The organism is Streptomyces sp. CA-288835 (genome assembly GCF_050936385.1).
GTDB lineage: Bacteria > Actinomycetota > Actinomycetes > Streptomycetales > Streptomycetaceae > Streptomyces.
This window is the reverse complement of record NZ_JBNJMW010000001.1, coordinates 8682711-8707917: the sequence shown is the minus strand read 5'-3', so window position 1 is coordinate 8707917 and position 25207 is coordinate 8682711. Positions and strand designations below refer to the sequence as shown.

At 71.8% G+C, this 25207-nt stretch carries 17 protein-coding genes and 1 pseudogene; 6 read left to right on the top strand and 12 right to left on the bottom strand.

Annotated features, from left to right (window positions below):
• Positions 1 to 2 precede the first annotated feature (2 nt).
• Together ACQEVY_RS39310 and ACQEVY_RS39305 are read right to left on the bottom strand one after the other, a co-directional pair.
• Positions 3 to 443: a roadblock/LC7 domain-containing protein gene (locus ACQEVY_RS39310; protein ID WP_165341412.1), complete on the bottom strand. Its 441-nt coding sequence runs from the start codon at positions 441 to 443 to the stop codon at positions 3 to 5.
• A complete protein-coding gene (locus tag ACQEVY_RS39305) occupies positions 440 to 3508 on the bottom strand; it encodes a nitrate- and nitrite sensing domain-containing protein (RefSeq protein WP_432954546.1) in 3069 nt (1022 codons plus the stop codon). Before ACQEVY_RS39305 ends, ACQEVY_RS39310 begins: the two co-directional genes overlap by 4 nt.
• A 429-nt stretch (positions 3509 to 3937) precedes the next feature.
• Between ACQEVY_RS39305 and ACQEVY_RS39300 the strand changes: the two genes are divergently transcribed.
• The 3 genes and pseudogenes from ACQEVY_RS39300 to ACQEVY_RS39290 all read left to right on the top strand — a co-directional run bounded on the left by ACQEVY_RS39300 (position 3938) and on the right by ACQEVY_RS39290 (position 6559).
• Positions 3938 to 4465: a hypothetical protein gene (locus tag ACQEVY_RS39300; protein WP_432954544.1), complete on the top strand. Its 528-nt coding sequence runs from the start codon at positions 3938 to 3940 to the stop codon at positions 4463 to 4465.
• Between the two features lie 148 nt (positions 4466 to 4613).
• Positions 4614 to 4754: pseudogene (locus tag ACQEVY_RS39295) on the top strand (aldehyde dehydrogenase family protein); the annotation flags it as partial.
• A gap of 239 nt (positions 4755 to 4993) precedes the next feature.
• Positions 4994 to 6559: an APC family permease gene (locus ACQEVY_RS39290; protein WP_432954542.1), complete on the top strand. Its 1566-nt coding sequence runs from the start codon at positions 4994 to 4996 to the stop codon at positions 6557 to 6559.
• 18 nt (positions 6560 to 6577) lie between these two features.
• Here ACQEVY_RS39290 and ACQEVY_RS39285 read toward each other — a convergent pair whose 3' ends face one another.
• From ACQEVY_RS39285 to ACQEVY_RS39270, 4 genes are all read right to left on the bottom strand, one after another.
• Complete coding sequence (locus ACQEVY_RS39285) at positions 6578 to 11350, bottom strand: hypothetical protein (RefSeq protein ID WP_432954540.1); 4773 nt, start codon at positions 11348 to 11350, stop codon at positions 6578 to 6580.
• 132 nt (positions 11351 to 11482) lie between these two features.
• Positions 11483 to 12367, bottom strand: a complete 885-nt coding sequence (locus tag ACQEVY_RS39280) for a hypothetical protein (RefSeq protein ID WP_432954539.1) — start codon at positions 12365 to 12367, stop codon at positions 11483 to 11485.
• 127 nt (positions 12368 to 12494) lie between these two features.
• On the bottom strand, positions 12495 to 13997 hold the full coding sequence (locus tag ACQEVY_RS39275; protein WP_432954538.1) for a hypothetical protein: 1503 nt from the start codon (positions 13995 to 13997) through the stop codon (positions 12495 to 12497).
• A gap of 95 nt (positions 13998 to 14092) precedes the next feature.
• A complete protein-coding gene (locus ACQEVY_RS39270) occupies positions 14093 to 14791 on the bottom strand; it encodes a GntR family transcriptional regulator (protein ID WP_432954536.1) in 699 nt (232 codons plus the stop codon).
• 188 nt (positions 14792 to 14979) lie between these two features.
• On the opposite strand from ACQEVY_RS39270, the gene ACQEVY_RS39265 reads away from it, so the two are divergent.
• Entirely contained in the window at positions 14980 to 15801 is an 822-nt protein-coding gene (locus ACQEVY_RS39265) for a putative hydro-lyase (RefSeq protein ID WP_432954535.1), read from the top strand.
• A 136-nt stretch (positions 15802 to 15937) separates the two neighbouring features.
• Here ACQEVY_RS39265 and ACQEVY_RS39260 read toward each other — a convergent pair whose 3' ends face one another.
• The 5 genes from ACQEVY_RS39260 to ACQEVY_RS39240 form a co-directional block, all read right to left on the bottom strand.
• A complete protein-coding gene (locus ACQEVY_RS39260; protein WP_432954534.1) occupies positions 15938 to 16795 on the bottom strand; it encodes an SGNH/GDSL hydrolase family protein in 858 nt (285 codons plus the stop codon).
• Positions 16792 to 17985, bottom strand: coding sequence for a glycosyltransferase (locus tag ACQEVY_RS39255; protein WP_432954532.1), 1194 nt, complete (start codon positions 17983 to 17985; stop codon positions 16792 to 16794). The genes ACQEVY_RS39260 and ACQEVY_RS39255 overlap by 4 nt, the downstream gene beginning before the upstream one ends.
• Positions 17982 to 19106, bottom strand: a complete 1125-nt coding sequence (locus ACQEVY_RS39250; RefSeq protein ID WP_432954530.1) for a glycosyltransferase family 4 protein — start codon at positions 19104 to 19106, stop codon at positions 17982 to 17984. Before ACQEVY_RS39250 ends, ACQEVY_RS39255 begins: the two co-directional genes overlap by 4 nt.
• Positions 19107 to 19350: 244 nt before the next feature.
• A complete protein-coding gene (locus ACQEVY_RS39245; protein ID WP_432954528.1) occupies positions 19351 to 20769 on the bottom strand; it encodes a HEAT repeat domain-containing protein in 1419 nt (472 codons plus the stop codon).
• 299 nt (positions 20770 to 21068) lie between these two features.
• A complete protein-coding gene (locus tag ACQEVY_RS39240) occupies positions 21069 to 21461 on the bottom strand; it encodes an ankyrin repeat domain-containing protein (protein ID WP_432954527.1) in 393 nt (130 codons plus the stop codon).
• A gap of 314 nt (positions 21462 to 21775) precedes the next feature.
• On the opposite strand from ACQEVY_RS39240, the gene ACQEVY_RS39235 reads away from it, so the two are divergent.
• Complete coding sequence (locus tag ACQEVY_RS39235) at positions 21776 to 21970, top strand: hypothetical protein (RefSeq protein WP_328772979.1); 195 nt, start codon at positions 21776 to 21778, stop codon at positions 21968 to 21970.
• A gap of 37 nt (positions 21971 to 22007) precedes the next feature.
• The gene (locus ACQEVY_RS39230; RefSeq protein ID WP_432954525.1) at positions 22008 to 23627 is read left to right on the top strand and encodes a hypothetical protein; all 1620 of its coding nucleotides are present in this window, start codon (positions 22008 to 22010) and stop codon (positions 23625 to 23627) included.
• 22 nt (positions 23628 to 23649) lie between these two features.
• Here ACQEVY_RS39230 and ACQEVY_RS39225 read toward each other — a convergent pair whose 3' ends face one another.
• Positions 23650 to 25149 (bottom strand): PLP-dependent aminotransferase family protein, encoded by a 1500-nt coding sequence (locus ACQEVY_RS39225; protein WP_432954523.1) that lies wholly within the window; start codon positions 25147 to 25149, stop codon positions 23650 to 23652.
• Between the last annotated feature and the right edge of the window lie 58 nt (positions 25150 to 25207).

The following is a 25207-nucleotide window of genomic DNA, read 5'->3' as shown; positions in this document are numbered from 1 at the left end:
CACTACCCGCCTGCGGGCAGATCGGTGCGCGGAGCCTGTGCCAGATGTGCGCCGACCCTCTTGACCAGCAACGTCATCTCGTACGCGACCTGCCCGACATCCGAATCGGCGTCCGAGAGGACGGCGAGACAGCTACCGTCGCCGGCGGCGGTGACGAACAGGAACGCGTCGTCGAGCTCGACGATCGTCTGCCGGACACTGCCCGCCTCGAAGTGGCGGCCGACGCCCTTGGCGAGGCTGTGGAATCCGGAGGCCACGGCGGCGAGATGCTCGCTGTCCTCCCTGGTCAGGTCCTTGGAGACGCCGGTGGGCAGACCGTCGCTGGAGAGCACCAGTGCCTTGCGGATGCTGGCGACGCGGTCCACGAGGTCGTCGAGGAGCCAGTTGAGTTCGCCGGACACCTTGTTGGTCCTGATGTGGCCGGCGTCCTTCGGTGCGGTCATCGACCGTCCCCCTTAGTCGTTCCTTGTGCTGTGCCGCCCTGGGCCCCGTCGCCCGCGGCGTTCTCCCCACGGCCGCGCTGCCAGCCGCGCTGGAGCGAGGCCATGCGGTTGCGTACCTGGTCGGCGTCGCGCTCGGTGCCTTCCGTGCCGCTCCCGGTGCGGGACGCGTCGCGCTCGGCACGCCGGTCGGGTCCGTCCTTCAGCTGCGGGGCCAGATTGGCCTGCCGTACGCGTCGGGGCAGTGGGCCGGTGTCGCCGCCTGAGGGCGGGGCGCCGGTGCGGCTGCCGCCCGTCGCGCTGCTGCGACGCGACTCCCGCTTGGGGAGGGGCGGGGCTTCGCCGGGCTCACCGCCTCGGGCCGAGGCTTCGGTGCGTTCGGCTCCGCGTGTGGGCGCATCACCAGGCTCAAGGCGGCGGCCTCCCGATTCCAGGCCTCGGCCGACTGGCCGGGTGCTGCCCGAGGGCCCGGTGTCACGGTCCGAGGTTCTGCCGAGTGCGGCGTCGCGGTCCGGTGTCCCGCTGGGCCCGGCCCCACCGCCCGCCGGCGCTGTATCGGCGTCTGGCGCGGCCTCGGAATCGGGCTCGCGCCGACGGCGGGGGAGCGGATCCGCCGCTTCCCGACGTGACGGCAGCCGATCGGCATTGGTGGTTCGCGTGCGCTTGGGCAGCTCCGCCGGCGCGCCCGGCCGTGCGGACGTCCCCTCGGCCGATTCCGCCCCTTGCGTCGATTCCTCGGCGTCAGCGCGTTCCAACGGCTCCACGCGCCGCGGCTTCGTCTGGGTGACGGGGCGGCCGTGGGAGCTGACGAGTTTCGGGGCCCGGCGGCGCGGGAGCGGCACGGGCTCGCCTGGGTGGTCGCCATCGCCCGGGCGAGCCGACTCCCCAGGGGTCTCGCGCGCCTGCTGGTGCTGCTCCACGGGCACGCCGGCGATGGAGCGGCGCGGGCGGAAGATGCCCCCGCGCTCGCTGTCCTCGTCATCGAGACCGGCCGGGAAGTCGTCGATGGCGTCCAGATCGACGGGAGACTCCAGCTCGATGGGCCCGTCCAGAATGGAGGCCGGCAGGCCCGGAAGCTGGACCGGTACCTGGGAGAGCGCGGCCTTGCGGTTGTCGTCGCCCTCCTTCGGCTGGAGCGCCCGGTCGAGCCGGAAGCCCACGCCGTTGGTGTCGGGCACATCCTCCGTGAGCAACGCGTCGGGGATGAACACCACGGCGGTGGTCCCGCCGTACGGGGACGGCTGCAGGGAGACGCGTACGTTCTGCCGCTGGGCGAGGCGGCTGACGACGAAGAGTCCGAGTCGGTCGGTGTCCGACAGCTCGAACTCCGGGGTCTCGGCGAGCCGCAGGTTGGCGTCGAGGAGCGCTTCCGGCGCCATACCCAGACCGCGGTCGTGGATCTCCAGCGTGAAGCCATTGGCGACGCGTTCGCCGAGCACCTGGACCGCGGTGTGCGGGGGCGAGAACACCGTGGCGTTCTCCAGGAGTTCGGCCACGAGGTGGGTGAGGTCGGCGACCGCGGGACCGGTGACGGCCATGCGTGGCAGCCGGCGTACCTCGATACGTTCGTAGTCCTCGACCTCGGCGACGGCGGCGCGGACGATGTCCATCAGCTGGATGGGCTTGCGCCACTGCCGGGAGGGGGCAGCGCCGGAGAGGATCACCAGGCCTTCGGCGTGACGGCGCATGCGGGTGGTCAGATGGTCGAGGCGGAAGAGATCGGCGAGTTCGTCGGTGTCCTCGGTCCTGCGCTCCATGCTGTCGAGCAGGGTGAGCTGCTTGTGCAGCAGGACCTGGCTGCGGCGGGCGAGGTTCACAAAGACTTCGGAGACGCCGTCACGCAGTTCGGCCTGCTTGACGGCGGCCTCGACCGCGGCGCGCTGGAGGGTGTTGAGGGCCTGGCCGACCTCGCCGATCTCGTTCTTGTCGTACTCCAGGCGCGGCACCTCGGTCTCCACGTCGACCTGTTCGCCCGCGGACAGCCGGCGCATCACGCTGGGCAGGCGCACCCCGGACGCCTCGTGGGCCTCCAGTCGCAGCCCGCGCAGGTCGCGGATGAGGCCGCGGCCGATGCGTACGGAAAGGAAGAGCGAGACCAGGAGGGCGATCAGGCCGAGGACGCCGGCGACGGCCGCCCTGACGATGACGTCGACGGCGATCGGCTGGACACGGTCCTGGTAGCGGTCGCTCGCCTCGTCGTTGAGCGTGCCCAACTCGTCGAGGACGTTGCCGGCTTCGGTGTCCCAGCTCTTCGCGGTGACGCCACGGGGCTTGCCAGCCTCGGAGGAGATGACGGCTTGTTCGGCCGCCCGCAGTGGGGCGGGCGCGGCGTTCTTCCAGAACAGCTCGTAGCGTTCGCGGTCCTCGGAGGGGAGCTGCGGCAGGTTGGTGTCGTACAACAGCTCGCGCTGTGCCACGAGGTCGGAGATGTTGCGGACCTCCTCGGCGGAGAGCCTGCCGACGACCAGCGCCGAGCCGAGCAGGGCGTCCTCTCGGGAGAGCAGTTCGCGCGCGAGGGCGACGTTGACGAGGGCGCGGGCCTGCTTGTCCATGTCCACGTCGTCGACCACATGAACGTTTGAGAGCACGTCGAAGCAGGGCTCGACGAGGCTGTTGTAGCGCTGCAGGGCCTGGGATCGGGTGACGGTGCCCTGTTCGACGCTGCGGCGCAGTGACTCGACGCCCTCCAGGGAATCCAGCATCGCCGTCAGCCGCCCGCCGGTGTCCTCTCCCATCGCGTCCTGCACGTCGGAGTTCTTGGCGTTTCTGCGGATCTCGGCGATGGCGTCGTCGGTGGCCGCCCGGCTGCGGCGGAGTGCGGCGAGACCGTCGGAGGCACGAGGGTCAGCGAGATAGACGAGGGTCTGACGGCGTTCCTGCTGCAGGACGCTGACGGTGTCCTCGGTGGGATAGGTGACCTTCTCCACGACGGACGAAGCGTCGAACAGCTCACCTGCCTCGCGCCCGGTGAGGAACGTAGCGAAGCCCCAGATCGCGGTCAGGGACACCAGCGGCACGATGAGCAGCGCCACGATCTTCCGGCGGATGGACTTCCCGCGAAAGCGCATGGCCTCCCCCAGCTCGACCCCCTCCGGACGGGGGTACACATGTGCGTCAACAAACGGCGCGAGCCTACTACCGACACACGGGGAACTCGAAGACCCGTCCGGACGGAGTCCTTCCGTTTCATCGATGCGACAGGAACAAGACATCCGCAGTTGTCCGTTCATTGGGGGAGATTGCCTCCCCGAATCCGGCACAGAACGCCGGACGCCAACCTCCCAATAGGCTTGGTCAGTTGGCTGAAATTTTTCGCCGGTTGGGAATCTTCGGGGTACGTCGATCGTCTTTCTGTATGGGAGTTGGGGACGGAATCGGCTCAGGCGCCGCATGCCGCACCCAGGTGGCATAAAACGGCGTAAGCCGGGCAGCCGTGTGACGTTGATGGCTCGTGACACGAAGCGAGGGGCTGCTGGGCGGTGGGGAGTGACAAGTTGATGGGCACGGCAGAGCGGCGCGAGGCACCCGAGCTGAGCGGCGGGGCGGTGGCGGTGGCGGAGCGGGACGCCCAGGCAGAGGCGCCGGATCGCGACATTCCGGCACAGCGGGAGCAGGAGGCGGAAGAGCGGACGTACTACCGGCAGTTGTGGGTCGAGGAGCCCGCACGCAAACCACGACTGCCCGATCCGGTGCGTACGTCCGCCGTGCGAGCCGTCATCATCATCGCCGTCACCTTGGTCCAGGCGATGGTGGCCTTCCTGTGCACGCTAGCCGGTTCCTGGCTGGCGTTCCCTATGGTCCTGAGCAGTGTGGCGAGCACGGTGGTCGCCACGTGGGGCGCGCTGGACGTGTGGGTGACCCGGCAGGTGTGGCTCCAGCGGAACGGCGTGGTGTCGACACCGAGCAGCACGGCGCGCGCCCTGCGACGCGAGCGGCGCAAGGCACGGCGCCAGGAGCGGGCATCCGAGCGCGCCAAGGAGCGGATACGCCGGCGGGGTGGCGCGGGGCAGTTGTCGCACTCCTGATGTGCTCCCGATGAGCTGGTCCGGAACTCCGGGCCACGCCCATCGGTGAGGTGACGGCCGCCTCCACCATGCTTGCCCCACGCGCCACTTCGCGCTTGGCCCGCATGAAGGGCCGCGGGCGGTCACAGCCGCGCAACGGCGGTGCACTTCGGTCGGACCAGAAGTCGCGCTGCGCCAGGGCACGGTCTGGGTCAGCGACCACCACCCGTACGTCCCGCAGGCGGAGTTGGGCGGCATCAAGCAGTCCGGCGTGGGGCGGGCACTCGGCCCGGCCGGTCTCGCCGAGTAGCGCGAGGCGAAGCGCATCTGACGGACGACGAATCCCAGCGCACAGGGTTGGTTCGGGTAGCCACGCGTAAGATCCGGAGCTCGTACGTCCGTATGATTCTGGCCACGTACATCACCAACAAGTCCCAGAGCCAGAGGACAACGATCAGGTACGACACCGACCGCGTACGGCCACGTCCCCCCACGAGCCGCGCTCCCCTCCCCTCCGGGACAGCTCCCCCACTCCCCAGGAGTCCGCGCATGACAGCCACCGCTCAGCCACCCGAGCAGCACAACCACGACGATTCCGAGCTTGCCGAGTTCGGGTACAAACCCGAACTCAAGCGCACGCTCGGGAACTTCCACACCTTCGCCGCAGGTATCAGTTACATATCGATCCTCACCGGCACCTTCCAGCTCTTCTACTTCGGTTTCGCGAGCGGCGGTCCCGCCTACTGGTGGTCCTGGCCGATGGTGTTCGTGGGCCAGTTCATGGTCGCCCTGTGCTTCGCCGAGCTGGCCGCCCGTTATCCCGTGGCCGGTTCCGTCTACAACTGGTCGAAGAAGGTGGGTAATCCACATATCGGCTGGCTGGCGGGCTGGATGATGCTGCTCGCCTCGATCGTGTCGATCGCGGCCGTGGCGCTCGCCTATCAGTTGACGCTTCCTCAGATCTCCTCGTTCTTCCAGTTCGTGGGCGACGGCACGGGCACATACGACGTGGCGACGAACGCGGTGATCCTTGCCGCGGTGCTCATCCTGTTCACGACGCTGGTCAACGCCTTCGGCGTGAAGCTGATGGCCACCATCAACACGGCGGGCGTGTTCATCGAGCTCCTCGCCACCGTCGTCCTGATCGTGCTGCTGGCCGTCAACATCACGCGCGGTCCGCAGGTGGTGACCGAGACTCAGGGCACCGGATCGGGCCAGTCGTTCGGCTACCTCGGTGCGTTCCTCGTGGCCTCGCTGGCGTCCGCGTATGTGATGTACGGCTTCGACACGGCCGCTTCGCTCGGCGAGGAGTCGCTCGACCCCTCGCGCAACGCGCCGCGTGCGATCATCCGCGCCATCGTCGCCTCGTTCGTCCTCGGCGGGCTCATCCTGCTCTTCGCGCTGATGAGCGTTTCCAGCCTGCGGGGCGAGAAGTTGTCCACGGACGGCCTGCAGTACGTCGTCCTCGATGTGCTCGGCTCGACAGCCGGCAAGGCGATGCTGTGGTGCGTGCTGATCGCGGTCACCGTCTGCGCCCTGGCCGTACACACGGCGGCGATCCGGCTGGCCTTCGCGATGGCCCGCGACAACAACCTGCCCGCCGCGTCCCTGCTGGCCAAGGTCCATCCGCGGTTCCAGACACCGGTGCTCCCGGCCGTCATCATCGGGATCCTCGCGCTGGCGATCCTGGTGGTCAACATCCGGCAGCCGCAGATCTTCACCGTGGTGACCAGCATCGGCATCATCATGATCTACCTCGCGTACCTGATGGTCACAGGACCGATGCTGGTGGCCAGGCTGCGCGGCAAGTGGCAGCCCGCGGGCGACGGCAAGTTCTCGCTCGGCCGCTGGGGACTGCTCGTCAACATTCTCGCCGTGATGTGGGGCACGGCCATGACGGTCAACCTGATCTGGCCCCGCCCGGAGGTCTACAACGCGACCGCCCCCTACCACTGGTATCTGCGCTGGGGCGCCGTCCTGTTCGTCGGCATCGTCGCCGCGGGCGGCTTCGCCTACTACTGGTTCGTGCAGCGGCACCGCACCGGCGTGCTCGCCGAGCACCAGTTGCAGCAGACAGCGCCCGGGCAGCCCGCCGCGGCGCCGGCGTCCGAGTAGGCGGGACCGACCGCGCCCCTACGCGGTGCTTGTCGGTGCCGGGCGCTTGAACATGCGCGTCGCCGTGATCTCGCTGTGTACCGACTCCCCCTCTCCGGCCGGTGGCTGCTGCGGCAGCCCCGGCCGGAGGTGTTCCTCGACGCTGATGTACTTGAGGCCGGCGCGGAGGTCTGCGTCGTTCCGCAGCCGGATCACCAGGGGGAACTCCGCCAGCGCGGTCGTGTCGAACAGGCCGGTGGTGTAGAGGAGTTGGACACCCAGCGCGTCCGAGACGGCCCGTTGGAGTTCCAGCAGGTACGTCGCGTTGGCGCGGCCGATGGGGTTGTCGAGGAACAGCGTGCCCGCGTGACGGTGCTTGTCGCGGCCCCGGTCGTTCGAGCGGAGGGCGGCCATCGTGCAGTACAGAGCGATGGCGGCGGTGAGCAGCTGACCGCCGGAGAACACATCGCCCATCTGCCCGACGGGGACACGCTCGGCGCGCAGTACGGCGTCCGGCTTGAGGATCTCGACGGCGACGCCCTTCGGCTGGAGTGCCGCGCCGACGCCGCGAAGTAGCAGCGACATGCCGTCGCGGCGGAGGTCGGAGTTCTTCTTGACGGCCGCGCGGGTCGCCTCGTCGATGACCTCGCCGAGCCGCTCGGTGAGCGTGGCCTGGTCCGGCTCCTCGAAACGGATGCGCAGGAACTCCTGCCCCGACCACTCGCCGAGCCCTTCAGGAAGACGGGACAGCCGCTGGGCGGACCGGAGCGTGGCCAGCGCGGACTCCACGAGCCCCCGCAGCCGGTCCACGATCGAGTCCCGGTTCCGCTCCAGCTGCGCCAACTCGTCGGTCAGGACCCGGAGTCGGGGCGCGAAGGCGTCCGCCCACTTCTGGGCGTGCTCGGGCAGCGCGGCGGCGGGCAGCTCGCGGATCTGCTGCCGAGCCGGGGTGCGGACCTGCTCGTAGCGTGTCGAGTTGGCATGCCGTACGAGGACATCGCTCGCTTCGCGTACAGCTGCCTCTGCGGCGGAGAGGTCCGCGGCACAGCCCCGCAGGGAGCGGCGGGTCTCGGCGGCGGACTGCCGGGCCTCGTCAAGGGTGCCCGGGTACGGCTCGGGCTCCTCCTGCTCCTCTTCCGTCGGGTGCTCGCGCAGGAGGTCCCGTAGGAGAGCGGCTGTCTCGTCGAAGCCGCCGACCGCGTCCTCCGCGGCTCGGTGGGCGCCGAGGAGTTCGGAATGGGCCTCGCGTGCCTGGCTCAACGCCTCGGTTCGGGAGGCGAGTTCGGCCGTGGCGGTACGCAGCAGGCTCTGCGCGTGCTCGGCGTCGCGTGGGACCAGCTCCTCGGGCAGCTCGGTGTGAGCCTCGCCGTCCTCGGGAGCGTGCCGCTCGGCCTCACCGCGGAGCCGGCCCAGCTGCTCGCTCGCGGTCGACATACGGGTCTCCAGCAGCTGAACAAGCTCCTCGGCGCGGGAGACGGCGGCCTGCCGGGACGGCCCGTCGGAACCGTCCGGGGACTCCAGAAGCTGGGCCGCGCGTGTACGCACCTTGTTGCTGAGCCGGTCCAGCTCGGCGAGCGCGGCGCTCTCGTCGCTCTCGGCCCGCGCCTGCTCGGCACGCAGATCGGCGCCGACGCCGACCTTCTCGTAGAGCTGCGACGCGGCGCGGTAGGCCTCGCGGAGGGCGGGGAGCGAGGGCTTGGGGCCGCCCTCCGCCGCTCCCTCTTCAGGTACGTCGTCGGGGACGCCTGCGATCTCCGCGCGCTCGGCGCGCAGGGTGCGGGCCGTGCGGCGGGCGTCGTCGGCGGCACGCTGGGCGGCGCGCCGGTCCTCGTCGGCGGCGCGGGCCCGCTCCAGGCAGGACTGGGCGCGGGCCTCCGACTCGGTTGCCTCGTCGGCGAGTTCGCGCAGTCTGGCCTGCCAGCCGGCCCGTTCACGCAGCCGGAAGGCCAGTCCGGCGAGGGCGTCGGCGGCACGCCGGGCCCTCTGCGCGGCGTCCTGGCGCTCGTCCCGTACCCGGGCGGCGTCCGATGCGGCCTCGTCGGCCTCGGCCCGTACGGTGCGCGCCTCGGCGAGTTCGGCGTCGGTTTCTTCGGCGAACGCGCGCGCCTCGCCGGCCGCCGCGGCGAGTTCGGCGAGCCGGCCCGCCGGGCATCCGGTGCGCCAGGAGGCTAGGCGCGCTGCCAGCTCGCGGTCCTTGGCCAGCCGGGCCGCCAGCTCCCGGATCTCCTCGTCCCGTTCGGTCGCGCGCGTGCGCAGCGTCTGCCGTTCCTCGTCGGCGGCGTGTTCGTCGTGCATGGCCGGGTTCGGCGGTACGAGGAATACGTCGCTGCGCCCGCCGTCGCCCGCGTCGTGGGCCGGTGTCGGGGCGAGCAGCGCGGCGGCCGTGCCGACGGCCACGGCGGACCGGGGCAGCAGTGCGGCATCGGTGAGGGCTTCGCGGGCGCGGGCGTGGGTTTCCGGGTCCGTGATGATGACGCCGTCGACCAGCTCGGGCCGGGCGATCAGCACGCGCGCGTGGTCGACGGGATCGACGGCCTGGGCGAGATAGCGCCAGCCGGGGAGCGCGGGGATGCCGCGCTCGCCCAGGTACTCCACGGTGGCCAGGACGTCCGGTCCCGGTGGCAGCAGCCCGCCGTCACCGAGGGCGCCGAGAATCCGCGCATCGTCGGCCGCCGCGGTGCGCAGCTCGAAGAGCTGCCGCTCGGCGGAGGCCACCCCGTCGTCGAGCAGCTCCCGCAGTTCGTCGGCGTAACGGTCCAACTCCTCGGCGGTGAGGGGACCTTCGGCCATGGGTCGGGCGGCGGTACCGCGGCCCTGGGCGGCCGCCGCATCCCGGCCGGCACCGGGCACACCCGCGCCATCGGCCGAGCCCGGTGCGGAAGCCACACCCGGCAAGGGATCTGCAGAGCCGTCCGCGCCCGCTCGGGGCATCGGCACCGCGGCGCGGCCCGGACCGGAGGCACCCGCTCCTGGGAGGCTCAGCAGTTCGGCCAGCCGTTCCTCGCTCGCCAGGGATTCGGCGGTTCGCCGCTCCGCGTCGTACGCGCGCTCGGCGGCCGTCGCGGCATCCGCCGCGCGGGCAGCCGTGAGTTCGGCGCGGGACTCGGTCGCCGCGGCCTCGCGGGCGTGTTCCGAGGCGCGGCGGGATGCCTCGCGTGCGGTGTCCCAGGCGGCGACGGCGGACTTCTCGGCGTCGCTGGCCTCCAGGGCCGCGCGCGCGGGGTCGGCGTCGGGGGCGGTGTCGTCGAGCCATCCGGCGCGTACCGCCTCGGCGGTTTCCTGCTCGACCTCGCCGAGCCGCTCCCGCAGGTGACCGGCCTCGCTGCGGGCGCGCTGCGCCTCCGTGGCGGCGGCCGTCGCGTCGCGGTGGGCGGCCTCGCCGGTCTCCTGGAGCGCGGCGGAGCGCTCCTCCTGCTCGACCGCGACCGCCTCTGCCCCTTCGGCCGCGGTGTGCAGCGCGCGGACCAGGTCGACGGCGGCCTTGGCGCGCGCGGCGAGCGCCGGCGCGGCATCCCGCTCGGCCTCGCGGATCGCGGCCGCCACGCGCGCGGAGCGGTCCGCCGCGGCCCGGTGGCGCAGCACCGCCTCGGCTGCCTGCCAGGCGGAGTGCAGCGTGCGCGCGTCGGCGAGCTCGCGCTTCTGCGCCGCCGCCGCCTTCTCGGCGCCCGCGAGTGCCAAGGATGCGTGCCGGTAGGCGAGTTCGGCCGCGATCAGCGCGCTCTTGGAGCGGGCGCCCTCGGCCTCGGTCACCGTGTGCGCGGCGTCGGTGACCCGCTGGGCGAGATCGGCAGCCCGGGCCCGCTCCTGTACGGCGCGCGCGGTCAGCCGCCGGGCCAGCGTGCGCGTACGCCGCTCAGCGGCCGCGTGGATGTCCCGCGCGCGCGAACGTGTCCCGGACGCCTCCACGATCCGCCCGAGCAGGTCCACGGACCCCGCCGTGAACTCCCGCTCGGCAATCAACTCGGCCCGCCGGCCCAGCTTGTTGCCGAACCCGCTGACCAGGTCCGCGAGCCCGTCGGTGTCCCGGGTGTCGGTGACCGCGCGCAGCAGCAAATCGGTGAAGTCGGAGTCCTTCTTGACCGCGAAAAGCCCGGCCGCCTCACCTTCGTCGGAGTTCATCTCCCGCTGGTAGCGGAAGAGTTCGGGATCCAGGCCGAGATCCCCGAGGTGCTCGTTCCAGCGGTCGTGGATCTCCTCCCAGTGCACCTCCAGATGCGGATACGCCTTCCCCGCCTCCGTGATCGCGTCCCGGAAACCCTTCATCGTGCGGCGCCGCCCCTGCGCCCCGGACACACCCTCCACGTGCGGCCGTACGGCGGTGGCCTCGGCGACCGGCAGATTGTCCAGGCTCAGCCCGGGGCCGGGCCGGAACGAGTACCACGCCTCCGCGAACTTCCTTGGATCGTTGGAGACTTGGCGCCCGCGCCACTCGCTCACCTTGCCGACCACGACGCACTCACCGGTCAGCGTGTGCTGCCACTCCAGCGCCACATGCCCGCAGTCGTCGGCGAGCAGGAACTTCCGCAGCACACCCGAACTGGCCCCGCCCAGCGTGTTCCGGTGCCCCGGCAGCATCACCGAGAAGATCAGCTTGAGCAGTACGGACTTGCCGCCGCCGTTCTCCAGGAAGAGCACGCCCGCGGGCGCGGGACGGCGCGGCGGCCCGGCCGGCTCCTCCTCGAAGAACTCCGCCTGGGTGGGCGCGGGGTCGGGCACGGGCTCGCCGACACCCCGCAGGTCCAGCACGGTGTCGGCGTAGCGCGCACCGGCCGGCCCGATGGAGTAGAGGCGGACCCGGGACAGCTCGTACATGGCGGCGGACTCTCGTAATCGGACGTCGTCGGAAGGGGGTTGGGCTCGGTCGGGGTCGGGCGTGGTCGAAGTCGGAGGTGGTCGAAGTCGGAGGTGGTCGAGGTCAGGGGTCGTCGAGGTCAGGAGGCGGCGTCAAGGACTGGAGTGGAACGGCAGCCCCGCGTCGGCCGCCAGCTCCAGGTCGTCGGTGTCCTCGGCGGGCAGCAGGGTCGCGGTGCCGTCGGTGACCGGCACGATGCCCAGCTCGAGCAGCTCGGCCATGGCGGCGCTGCCCGCCATGTCGCGCACCTGGAGCTGGTAACGGGCGGTCGTACGGTACGTCCCTCCGCCGTCATCCCCGGTGCGCTGCAGAAACCCGGAGTCGGTGAGGAACGCCACGGCCTTGCCCACTATGCCGGTGGTCGAACCGGCGAGGCGGCGTGCGTCCTTGGTCGCCCCGGTCGCGCTGCGTCTGGCCCAGATCCGCCAGGCCGCCTCGAGGCCGGGCGCGTCGGTGGCCGGGTCGGTGTTCTCGCCCTGCTCCTCGGCCCGCTCCTCCAGGCGCCGGCAGGCCTGCCGTACGAACGCGTCCACTCCGTTGACCGAAACCCGCCCGATGTAGCCGTCGTCGGCGAGGTCCTCGGGCCGCGGAAACGCCATCGCGGCCACCGCGAGATGTGCGAGCCCGTGCAGGAATCTGTCCCCGGCGTCCGCCGAGGCCCGTCGCGCGTAGTCCCCCATGCGCACGGCGAACACCGAGTCCTCGGCCGCGGTCACCGCCATTCCCGCGCGCGGGGACACCTCCAGCACGACCAGCCCGAGCCCCGCGGCAACGGCGTCGGCGAGCCGGGCGAACGCCGGGACCTCGCGATAGCGCCGCAGCAGTTCGGCGTACTCCTGGTCGCGGGCGGGCTGCAGCTTGGGCTGCAGCCCAAAGGCTACGAGCCGGGCCGCGTCGGCGGCGTCGGCTGGAGTGACGGCGGCGGACGCCGGGGCGGCGACGGCCTCCGGCTCACTCCACTCGACGTGCTCGGTCACGGCTTCGGCTCCTTGTTCAGAGGTACGGCGGCGAGAGCGCCCCGGTAAGGGGCGCGTGACATATGCGGCTCCGCCGCATGGGCGCGACAAGCCGCCGACGGCCCGCAGTCAAACGACAACCCGCGCTTCATCGGCCGTCCAAGCGGAGCGTCGCCGTCCCCACGATCAAATCCGCCCCACCGAACTCCGAGTCGTCCAATTCCGTCCCGTCATCCACCGAGAACAACAACTTCTCCTCCCCCTGCCGATAGGCGGTCCCCACCGGCGGACTGGCCGCGTGCACGGCCAACAGCGCGACGAGGTAGGGCAGTTCAGGATCCTGACGCCGGGCTTCATCCAGCAGCCCGGACAACCGCCGCGGCGCATCCGCCGGCAAGTCCAGCAACTCCATGGCGGCAGCCAGCTGCTCCTCGCTGAACCGGCTGTCGTCCGGCGTAGCGATCAGATCCGGCTCCGGCATCTCCGCCCCGAGATGCTCCCGCTCCATGGGGGGCGTCAGCAGTATGTCGACCAGATCCCCGACCCGTACGGACACCGGAGTGCGCAGTCCCGTCCCGCGTGCGAAGAACGCGTCCGTCACGCGCAGCGCCTGCTCCACGGGCAGGGGCAGCACCGGCGCCACAAGGTGCCCGTACAGGTCGATCCCCGACGTCGCCATGGGCGCGGCGAAGGCCTGTCGGTCCTGCTCGGCGCGGAACAGCGGGCCGGCCGCCAGGAGGCGGGACTGCAGCTGTGTATGGCGGCGGATGCAGTCCTTGACGATGTCGACGAGTTCGGCTGCGCGGCGCTTGTGGTCGGGGTCCTCGGACTCGTCGCGGGCCTTGCGGATGTTGGTGAGGATCGCGTTCTCGTGGCGATAGCGGTCGGCCACGTGGTCCAGCGCCTCGGCGATCATGTCGGGCACGGCCTGCAGCCAGTCCACCGCGCGGACGTTGCGCCGCGTCGCGTCCAGGGCCTTGCGGAGTGTCTCGGAGTACTGCACGGTCCGGTAGCGGGCCTGTTCGGCGGCCAGTTGTGCGTCGGCGAGCCTGCCGCGGCTGATCAGCACCTCCAGCTTGACCTCGGCGGCGATCTGAGCGCTGGTGACGTCTGTGTCGAGGGCGCCCACGAGGACGTTGACCGCCTCGTCCGTCGTACGGAGATACACGCTCCCTCCGTAGCCGGGCACCTCCTCGATCAGCTTGAAGTCGTAGTCGCGGCGCACATAGGAGCCGTCGGGCGTGAACGTGCCGTACACGGCCCGGAAGCCGCGGTCGACGCTGCCGACGTTGATCAGGTTCTCCAGGACCCAGTGGGCCACCCGCTCGTGCTCGGCGACGGGGCGGCGCGGGGCCTGCGCGGCGATGCGCGGGATGAGCCTGGCGACGATCTGGTCGTGGTCGGCGCCCGTGTCGAAGTCCATGTTCAGCGTGACGAGGTCGATGGCCGCGAGGGCGACCTCCGCCATGCCGTACACGGAGTACTCACCCGCGAGGTTCGCCTTGCGCACGTCGAGGTCGTGCAGGGGGGCGGTGCAGGCGAGCGCGCGCAGGCGCCGCGCCAGCCCCTCGTCGGCGGCCGGGCCCGGTGCGGGGCGCGGCCCCGCGCTGAGCTGGGGCGGAACACGGTCCGTCGAGGCAGGCGAAGTCACGAGGCAAAGACTAGGTCCTGGGTCTGACAACGCCCCAAACGCCCAAGAAGGGCGCCTGCGTCACCCGAGTTTCCCGCCCAAGAGGGGCGCCCGCGTCACCCGAGTTCCTTCTCCGCCACCCGTTGCCCGTAGACCTCCACGACCCGCCTGCGCGAATCGGCCAGGTAGGCCGCGAGCAGTTGCTCGGCCTCGTCCCGGTCGCCGTTCTGGAGGGCCGTGAGGATCTGGCCGTTGCGGGCGAGGTACGGCTCGTGCAGCCGTCGTGGGTCGTCCACCAAGTGGAAGGCGAGCCGGAGTTCGGCCAGGACCCCGCTCATCAGCTCGTCGGTGCGGGCGCTTCCGGCGAGCGCCACCAGCTCCCGGTGGAAGCGGATGTTGGCCGTACCCAGGGCCTTCCAGTCCTTCTCACTCATCGCCTCCTGCCCGTCCGCGACAGCCCGGGCGAGACCGTCCACGGCGTACGGCGGTTTGCCGAGACCTCGGACGACGGCGCATTCGACGAGGCCCCGGGTGCGGTAGATGTCCTCGACGTCCTCGACGGTCGGGACCCGTACGAAGACACCGCGGTTGAGCTCGTGCATCAGCAGGCGTTCATGCGTGAGCAGCCGGAATGCTTCGCGCAGGGTGTTGCGCGAGACGCCGAGGGCGCCGCCGATGCTTTCCTCGGACAGCCGGGTGCCGGGCGGGAAGAAGCCCTCGGCGATCCGGTTCCTGAGGATGTCCGATACCCGCTCCGCGGTGCTGGTGCGTCCCAACAGTGCGCGATCGTCCGCCAGTCCGTTCAATTCGGCCATCCCCGGATTCAACCGCAGACACAAGAACGAAACAACACAGGTATTGAGGGATTGTTCAACGATCCCTTACCTTGCTGGAATAGGCGCCGCCCGCTCGCCCCGGCACCGACGGCTTTCGCACGCCGGTTCAGCACCCCAGCGCTTCCGCACGGCACGGCTCATCAGCACTGAAGCACGAAGGAGATCCTGTGAACCGCACTCAACTCCGGCACCAGGATGCGCTCGACGAGCACGCGCACGCGTGGAGTCCCCGCGAAGCGCGCGCCCTCTTCCGTACGGGCCTGTCGGGCCCCACCGCGGGCTGCGCGGCGGGCCACACCCAGGCGAACCTGATCTCGGTGCCCGCCGACTGGGCATACGAGATGCTGCTGTTCTGCCAGCGCAACCCGAAACCCTGCCCTGTCCTCGACGTCACCGACGCCGGCTCCTGGACCACCGTCCTCGCCCCGGGCGCGGATCTGCGCACCGATCTGCCGCGCTACCGGGTGTGGGAGCACGGCGAGTTGGTGGAGGAGCCCACGGACGTGCTGGACCACTGGCGCGGCGACCTGGTGTCGTTCCTCATCGGGTGCAGCTTCACCTTCGAGTGGGCGCTGACCGAGGCCGGCGTGCCGCTGCGCCACATCGAGCAGGGGCGCAACGTCTCCATGTACGTGACGAGCCGTCCGTGCCGTCCCGCGGGGCGGCTGCACGGCCCCATGGTGGTGTCGATGCGCCCGGTGCCGCCCGCACATCTGGCCGCGGCGATCCGGGAGAGCAGTCTGCTGCCCGCGGTGCACGGCAGCCCGGTCCACTGCGGCGAACCGGGCGGGCTCGGCATCGGGGACCTGGGGCGCCCCGACTTCGGCGATCCCGTGGACGCCGGTCCCGACGACATCCCGGTGTTCTGGGCCTGCGGGGTGACGCCGCAGGCCGCGGTGATGGCCTCGCGCCCGCCGTTCGCGATCACCCACGCACCGGGCCAGATGTTCATCACCGACGCCCGCGACGAGCAGTACCGCGTGGCCTGACGCGAGGAATCGAAGTCCGGCGCCGCGCCGCGCCCTTCAGGGTCGCGGGATTGTGACATTGCGCGACTCCGTCGCCTGCGCCCGACCAGCCACGACGGACCGCTCCTACGAACCGCCCAGCCCAGCCCACGGAGCGTTACGCCACGTCGGGCTGTTCCGTCGTCACCGACAGCGCCGCCAGCGCCGACGCCACCGCATGAGACGCGCTCAGGTCGAGCCGGGCGCTGGTGCCGCGGGCGCGGTGGCTGATCTCGTCGGCGGCGAGGGTGAGGAGTTGGGGCAGGAGGTCGGTGCAGCGGCGGGCCACCCAGCCCGTGCCCGCGGTGGCCATCCACCACAGGCTCGCCGAGCGGGTGGGTGCGGGGAATTCGGGCTTCTCAGAAGGTGCGTACCCCGTCGCGATGCCCGCCTCCGCGAGCAACGCGTGGAAGCGTACGGCGAGTTGCCGGTGCCCCCGCTCCCCCGGATGCAGCCGGTCCGCACTCCACATGGCGCGCTCCTCGAGCCACGCCCCTTCCGCGGCGTGGAGATGGACGGCGCCGTACCGCTCGGAGAGCGCGTGCACCACCGTGTTCACGGCCCGCTGACGGCGTGCGAGCGGCCGGGCCAGCGCCCCGGGCAGCCCCAGCATCGCGCCGGGGTCGGGCAGGCAGGCGGTGAGCAGCATCGCCCCCTGCCGGGTGAACGCCGCGTACACCTCGTCGAGCCGCGCGGCCACCGCGTGGATGTCGAAGGTGCACCTCAGGGTGTCGTTGACGCCGATGACGACCGAGGCGACGTCCGGCCGTACGGCCAGCGCGGCAGGGGTCTGGCGCTCCAGGACGTCGCGCGTCTGGGCGCCGCTGACCGCGAAGTTGACGAACTGTGCGGGCGCGTCGGCGGGGGCGATCCCGTCGGCGAGCAGTGCGGCCCAGCCGCGCCACCCTTCGCCGACGGGATCGCCCACTCCTTCGGTCAGGGAGTCCCCCAACGCCACGAACCGCAGGGGTCTCATGCCACGCCCTCCCGGGCCCTTCGCGCGGAGGAGGTGCCCGCCTGGGACGAGGCCCGGTCGACGCGTACGGCCGCGTCGTGCGCCGTGAGGAACGCCTCTACAGCGGCCGACCAGCTGAAACAGGCGGCACGCGCGCGTGCCGCCTCCCGGCGCTCGCCCTCGGGACGGTCCAGCAGCAGCCGCACCTTGTCCGCGAACGACTCTCCGTTGTCGGCGGCGGTGGCTCCGGCGGAGCCGATGACCTCCGGGAGTGCGGAGGAGGCGCTGGCGACGACGGGCGTGCCGCAGGCCATCGCCTCCAGGGCCGCGAGCCCGAACGTTTCGGCGGGCCCGGGGGCCAGGCATACGTCGGCGGAGGCCTGAAGGCCGCCCAGGAGCGCGCGGTCGCCCACATGCCCCAGGAAGGTGACCGGCAACCGCCGCTCGCGCGCCCGCTGTTCGAGCCGGGCCCGCAGCGGCCCGTCTCCGGCGACGACGAGCACCGCGCGCTCCCCACGGCGCAGTAGCGCCTCCAGGGCGTCCAGCGCGGTGCCGGGCCGCTTCTCGACGGACAGCCGGGAGCACATCACCAGCAAGGTCTCGTCCACGCGCGCGTGCCGGGCGCGCAGCCCCGGGTCCCGCAGCGAGGGGTGCCGGCCCTCCAGGTCGACGCCCAGCGGGGCGCGTACGACATTGCGGGCGCCGATGCGGACGAACTCGCGCTCCGCGAACTCCGTGGTGCACACCACGCGTGCATAGTGGTGCGCGGTACGGAGGTTGAGGGCGTCGGAGGCCCGCCGGGCGATGCCTTCGGACAGGCCCCAGGTGCGCAGTACGCCGTCGGCGGTCTCGTGGGAGACCATCACGGCGGGCACCCGGGCGCGCCGCGCCCAGACGCCGGTCCAGCGCAGCGTCGTACGGTCGGAGACCTCGAGCCGGTCGGGCGCGAGCTCCTCCAGGAGTGCGGACACGCGCTTCTTGTCGGTGAGAACGCGGTAGCCGCCGGTCCCGGGCAGCAGCGGCCCTGGCAGGGTGATCACCCGGCCCTGCTCGGTCTCGCGGTCGGTGGCGCGCTCTCCGGGCACGATCAGCACCGGCTCGTGCCCGGCCTCCCGGTAGCCGGCGCCCAGCTCCCGCAGCGCGGTCCGCAGGCCGCCCGAGGCGGGGGCGACGAAGTTGGCGAGCCGGACGATCCTCAGCGACTCGCTCATGCCGCCACCGCCGTCCGGCCGGTGAGCACGTCGGCGTAGTGCCCGATGAGCTGGTCGCCGACGGCCGCCCAGGTGCGGCCCTCGACGGTACGGCGCGCCTCGGCGCCGTACGCGGCCCGCAGCGCGGGATCGGCGGCGAGCGCCGCCACGGCGTCGCGTACGGCGCCCTCGTCGCGCGGCGGGACGAGCAGCCCGGTGCGCCCGTGGGCCACCAGGTCGAGCGGTCCGCCCGCGGCGGGGGCGACCACGGGAACACCGCTGGCCATCGCCTCCTGCACGGTCTGGCAGAAGGTCTCGAAGGGTCCGGTGTGTGCGAAGACGTCCAACGAGGCGAAGATCCGGGCGAGTTCGTCACCGGTGCGACGGCCCAGGAAGACGGCACCGGGAAGTGCCCCCGTCAGACTCGGCTGGCTCGGGCCGTCGCCCACGACCACGACGCGTACGCCGTCCAGGCCGCAGACCCCGGCGAGGAGTTCGACCTGCTTCTCGGGGGCGAGCCGGCCGACGTAGCCGACGATCAGCTCGCCGTTCGGCGCGAGTTCACGACGGAGTGCGTCGTCCCGGTGTTCCGGGCGGAACCGGACGGTGTCCACGCCGCGCGGCCACAGTCGTACCCGGGGCACACCGTGCGCCTCCAGGTCGCGCTGGGCCGCGCTGGAGGGGGCGAGGGTCCGGTCGGCGGCGGCGTGGACGGAGCGGATGCGCCGCCAGGCGGTGGCCTCGCCCGCGTGCACATAGGTACGGGCGTAGCCCGCGAGGTCGGTCTGGTAGACGGCCACGGCGGGGATGCCGAGCCGGGTGGCGGCCGCCATTCCGCGGACGCCGAGGACGAAGGGGCTGGCCAGGTGGACGAGGTCGGCGCGGTGTTCGGTGATGGCGGCGGCGACACGGCGGCTGGGGAGGGCGACGCGGACCTGGGGGTAGCCGGGGAGCGGTAGGGAGGGGATTCGGACGACGGGGCACGGCGCGAGGGCGTCGGGCCCGTTGCCGGCGGCGGTGGCCGGGGCGACGACGAGGGGAGCGTGACCGCGGTCGACGAGGTGTCGGGCGGTCTGGAGCGCGCAGTGGGCTACGCCGTTCACGTCGGGGGGAAAGGACTCGGTCACGATGACGACACGCATACCCGTGTTGTCGTCGTGCTGGACGTGGCCGCGTCAACGTGGATCTTTCCGGAATGGGAACGTCCCATGAGCGTTGCGCTGCGTGCGCCCCCGGATCACGCCCCGGTCACGCCCCGGCATCCAGCCTCGTACCAACGGGCTACGGGCGGGCGACAACACGCTCACACGACGGTCGCATCCCGCACCGCGCCGCGGAGGTGCGCGATCTCACACGTGGACTCTCCAGACGTGGACGTTCCAGCCTTCACACGGCAGTCGCGTCCGGGCCGATTCTGCTGCGGACCGCCGTCTGCACCTCGGCCTCCTCGGCCGGATCGGCGGCGAGCCGACGGAGCTGGTCGACCACCCGGGCGTCACCGGTCTCGGCGTGCCGGGCGGCCACTTCCCGGGTCGTCTCCTCGCAGTCCCAGAGGCATTCGACGGCGAAGCCGGCGGGAAAGGACGGATCGGTGGCGGCCAGCGCGCGAGCCGTCCGCCCGCGCAGATGCGATGAGGCCGTCTCCCGGTAGACGTGGCGCAGCACGGGGGCGGCACAGGCGATACCGAGCCGTCCGGTGCCGTCGACGAGGGTGTACAAGGTCGACGCGTCCGGCCCGTCCCCTCGTACGGCCTCGCGCAGGGCGCCCAGCACCAGTTCGCTGTCCTGTGCGCCGCCTCGGCAGGCGAGCACGCGTCCCGCGGCCTGTCCGAGCGCGTCGGGCCGGTGCGCCCACCGTCGCGCCCGCTCCACGGCCGCGACGCTGCGCATTCGCTCGAAGGCGTCCACGGCTGCGTCCACGACGAGTCGCGAGCCAGCCGCCTGGGCGGCCTCGATCAGGTCCAGTACGTCGGGATCGTGACTGTCGGCGAGATAGCGCAGGGCCGTGCAGCGCGCGCCGTCGTCGCCGTGCCGGGCCGCGTCGATGATCTCCGCGCGGTCCTCGGGTCCTGCGACGGCGGTGAGGCAGCGGGCGGCGGGGACATGGAGCGCGGCTCCGCGTTCGACGCCCTGCTGGGCCCATTCGAAGACGGCCCGCACGCTCCAGCCGGGTCGGGGCCCGGAGGGTCGCATCTGCCGCTGCCAGCGGTCGAAGGAGCCTGCTTCTTGGGCGGCACGCACGCGTGTGGCGATGGATGCGCGGGGGTCCTCGGCCCACAATCGCCAGGGCCGGGGTTCGAAGGCGTCGCGCACGGCGGCGGCGAGTTCGGCCTCGCCTTCGGGGTCTGCCGGGAATCTGGCGAGGACGGGCGCCGCGAGGGCGCGCAGTCCGGCGTCGTCGTCGCGGAGCGCCAGTTCGTCCAGGGCCCAGGCCCAGTTGCTGCCGTGGGCGGCGTACCGCCGCAGCAGTTCGAGCGCGTCCCGCCTGCCGTACGAGGCGAGATGTCCGAGCACGGCGAGCGCAAGGCCCGTGCGTGACTCGTCCGTGTCGAGGATGTCCTCGGCGTCGAAGAGGTGGGCCTCGATCTCGTCCAGCTCGCCGTTCAGGTCGAGATAGAGACGGGCGTAGTACAGGGAGCGGTTCTCCACCTGCCAGTCGTGGCGGGGGTCGTGCAGCACACACGTGTTGAGCGCGGCGAGCGCCTCGGGGCGCGGTGCGGTGAGCGCGTGCAGCGTGCCGTCGCCGCGGCCCCTCTGGAGCAGGCCGAGCAGCGTACCGCTGGGCGCTATGACCGGATCGAACATGGGAAACAGCCTCACATCAAGCGTCGGCGCAACCGGGGATCGTGCTTTACCTGGTCGCGTGACAACACGTCGGGACGCCCGTCGTTTCTTGCTTGCTGTAGACCATCTTCCTCTGCCTCTCGTCGGTGCCCGTAAGGGCCGCATCACGGCCCGCGCGGTGCGGCAACACCTGCCCAGCCATCGCGTCCGTGAATCACGACGTCATGATGACCCAGCGGTTCTCGCTACCGCGACCGCATTTCCGGCGGCTGGGTACCGCCTCCCCCAAAATCGTTGTTGCGCCTGGTCAGGATGGTGCTTCAGTTCACTCCGAACAGGCCGAGCAGCTCGGCCTTGCCGAACATCCGTGCCGTGTCCACGGCGGACGGCGTGCCCGCGGAAGGGTCGGCGCCGGCGTCCAGAAGGACCCGGACCACCGCGTCCTCGCCCTTGAAGACCGCTCCGGCGAGCGGCGTCTGACCCCGGTCGTTGATGCGGTCGGCCTCGGCGCCGCGCTCCAGGAGGGCACGTACCGCTTCCGCGTGGCCGTGGTAGGCGGCGAGCATCACAAGGGAGTCGCCGCGGTCGTTGGTGAGGTTGGCCGGGACGCCCGCGTCGACATACGCGACGAGCGCCTCGGTCTCCCCCCGGCGCGCAAGATCGAAGATCCTGGTCGCCAGCTCCACGACCTCGGGGTCGGGGGCTTCACTCATCGCCGGACCACCTCTCGCTGCGCAAACTCGGGGACTTCGGGTCTCGTACGGCCATGAGCGGTGCGTCCGTACGAGTGATTCGCCAGCGTACTGGCTTGACCGGCCACATGACCGGTCCCGGCCGAGGCGAAGATCACCGCGAAGCCTCCGGCCGACCTCTGATGACCGGGTGTCCGCTGGTCCAGGACCATCAGGGCGAAACGAAGGGGAAATTCACCTAGTTGCGCCTTTTGTCCTACGGATACATGCTGTGACCCTGGAAGTACTCATGGTGACTGTCCCTATCGACGTCCCAATCGACCAGGAGAACCATCATGATCCTGTCCATCTCAGGTGTCGTCTTGCTCGGCGTCATCGTGTTCCTCTTCTTCCGCAAGGACGGCCTCAAGGTCTCGCACATGCTGGTGTGCGCGCTCTTCGGGTTCTATCTGGCGAGCACGGCCGTCGCCCCGAGCATCAAGGCGGGCGGCGAGAGCCTGGCCAGCATCCTCGGCGGCATCAAGTTCTGACCGCCCCTCCCTCCGCGCGCATCGTCAGGAGACAGCAGTGGCCCGGCGCCCTCTCCCTCGCATTCTCAGCAACGGCAGCGACCGGATCGTTCGCGGCCGAGAGCTGGCCCGATCGGCCGCCGAGAGTGCCACCGACGTTCTCCACCCGCTGATCACGATCACCCGAGGACTGCGTCGGCTGGCGACGGCGGGGCGGCACAGATGGTCCGGCACCCCAAAGGACCGGCGCGGGCCGCTGCTGTTCCTGCTGGCCGCGATCGTGCTGGTCGTCGCCTTCCTGCCGTTCGGGCCGCTGCTCGCCACGATCACCATCATGGCGGCTGCCGCCTGGCACGGCCGGGACCGCACCGGGTCCCGGCCGGCGGGCCCCGACGAGACGCAGACCAAGCGCCTGGAGTCGCTCTACGAGGCGCTCGTCCCGTACTTCTCGGTCCCCGAGGACCCCGCTCCCCTGTTCACCCACGGCGGGGACTGGTCTAAGGCCTTCGTCTCGTACGCGTTCGACGGCACCGGCCGCGTTTCGCAGCTGACGATCCGCTACCCGGCGTACTTCACGGACGGCGAGGCGGCCTCCCGCGCGCGTATCGAGCAGTTGCTGCATACGAAGTCGGGGCGTGGCCGGGAGTACCGCTTCGAATGGGACGAGGAGGGCAACCAGCTCGCCGTCACGGCCCTGCCGCCGCTTCCCGTCGACATCGGCGCTCAGCACTTCGTCACGGCTCCGGGCGAGACGGTGCTCGGTTTCACCGACCCGGCGGGCGTCCAGCGGACGCTTCCTGTCATCTCCGGTGCCGGCAGGCGTGACGTTCCGCCGGTCGTCTGGCGGACCGGTGTGCGCTCGACCGAGCCGCATCTTCTCGCGGTCGGCGGTCCCGGGAGCGGTACGACCACCCTCCTGAGGTCGATCGCTCTGCAGGCCCTCCGGCATGGTGATGCGCTGATCGTCGAGGGCGGCGGCGCGGGCGAGTACGCGTGCCTCGTGGGCCGCGTCGGCGTACTGGCCGTCGAGTGCGAACTGACCGGTGCCCTGGCCGCTCTGGAGTGGGCGGCGCACGAGACAGAGCGGCGTCTCATCGCGTTGAACCGGGCCCGTCAGGCGGGCCAGCCCCCGCCGGAGGACACCCGGCGTCCGCTCTGGCTCCTCCTGGATCGCCCGACTGTGCTCGGGCAGCTGGCGGCGACGGAAGGGCGCCGGGATCCACAGTCCCTTCTCCAGGTGCCGTTGCGGCACGGACGTGCGGCCGGTGTGGCGGTGGTGGTGGCCGAGCAGTTCGACGGCATGGAGTGCCTCATCGAGCCAGTACGTCAGCACACGCGCGCGCGTGTGCTGCTCGGCCCGGCTTCCGCCGCGCAGCTCGAAGCGGTGCTCGGGACGCGTCCGTCCACCACACCCACCCCGACCGTGCCCGCCGGACGCGGCTACGCCCGGCTCGGCACGGCCCCGGTGCACCGCCTCCAGGTTCCGGCGACCCCGGACCCGTACGACGAGGCGACGAGCGAGGCGCACCGCCAGGCGGTCCTTAGCCTCCTACCGGAGCGCACGGCCCCGGCGGACCCGGAGCCCGCGGAGCCCGCCGACGTCACGGACATCACGGCGGGAGACCGTACGGGTCCCGAGGCGGGCGCAAAGGTCACGAAGGTCACGGCGGAAGGCTGACGGGTCGCGGCGGAAGCAAGCGTCACGCCACGAACGTGCGCGGCGTCTCCGTCGCCCCGTTCCCTCCCGTCTCCACCAGCCGGGCCGCCGCGGCCAGGCGCGCCGCGGCCTCCTCGGCCACCGCGCCGCCGACCGTGAACGGCAGTCGCACATAGCCCTCGAAGGCGCCGTCCACGCCGAAGCGCGGACCCGAGGGCACCCGTACGCCCACCCGCTCGCCGGCCTCGGCCAGACGCGAGCCCGACAGCCCTCCGGTGCGCACCCACAGCGTGAGGCCGCCGTGCGGCACCTCGAACTCCCAGCTGGGCAGCTCGCGGCGTACGGCGGCCACGAGCGCGTCGCGGTTCTCGCGGGCCTGGTCGCGGCGCACGTCCACGGCCTTTTCCCAGCCCCCGGTGCTGAGCAGCCAGTTGACGGCGAGCTGTTCCAGTACGGGGGTGCCCAGATCGGCGTACGCGCGTGCCACGACCAGGCTGCGGATCACATCGGGTGCCGCCCGTACCCAGCCGATCCGCATACCGGCCCAGAACGCCTTGCTGGCCGAGCCCACCGTGATGACCGTCGATCCGCCCGGGTCGAAACCGCAGACGGGGCGCGGCAGTTCGAGCCCCTCGTCCAGATGCAGCTCGCTCATGGTCTCGTCCACGACCAGCACGGTGCCGGCCGACCGCGCCGCGTCCACGAGCCGCCGCCGCTGGTCCTCGCCGGCGAGCGCGCCGGTCGGGTTGTGGAAGTCGGCGACGACGTACGCGAGCCGGGGCGCCGCGTCGCGCAGCACCTGCCGCCAGCGGTCCGTGTCCCAGCCCGTGAGCCCCTCGGCCATGGCGACCGGCACCAGGCGGGCTCCCGCCTCCCGCATCAGCTGGAGGATGTTGGCATAACTGGGCGACTCGACGGCGATGCGTTCACCGCGCCCGGCGAAGAGGTGGCAGATGGCGTCGATGGCTCCCATGGCGCCGGTGGTCACCATGATCTGCTCGGGCATGGTGGGGATGCCGCGCGCGGTGTAGCGCTCGGCGAGCGTCGTGCGGAGCGCCGGCAGCCCGGCCGGGTAGTCGCCGTGCGTGTGGGCGTACGGCGGCAGCTCCTCCAGGGCGCCCTGCACGGCACGGGTGAGCCAGGGCTCGGGCGCGGGCAGGGACGCGGTGCCGAGGTCGATCATGGAGCCGAGCGCATCGGGCGGCAGTGGTTCGAGGCCGCGGGCGGGCAGCGGATTGCCGGCCGGTACGGAGGTCCAACTCCCCGCTCCCCTACGGGACTCCAGGAACCCCTCGCTACGCAGCGCCTCATAGGCGGCGGCCACGGTGGTGCGGCTGACCGACAAGGAGAGGGCCAACTCGCGCTCGGCGGGCAATCGCGCGGCTACAGGGACGCGTCCTTCGAGCACGAGCAGCCGGATGCCGTCGGCGAGGGCGCGATAGGCGGGCGGACGGCGTGTGCCGGGACCGGCAGGGCGCTCCTGCTGCGAGTTGAGCAGCCGCGCAAGCTGCGCGGCACCGACCGCCGAAGTCCACTGCGCCATGATCCTCAGTCCACCTTCCCCGAATTGGCCACGGATGGCATTCCACTACCAAGCCACA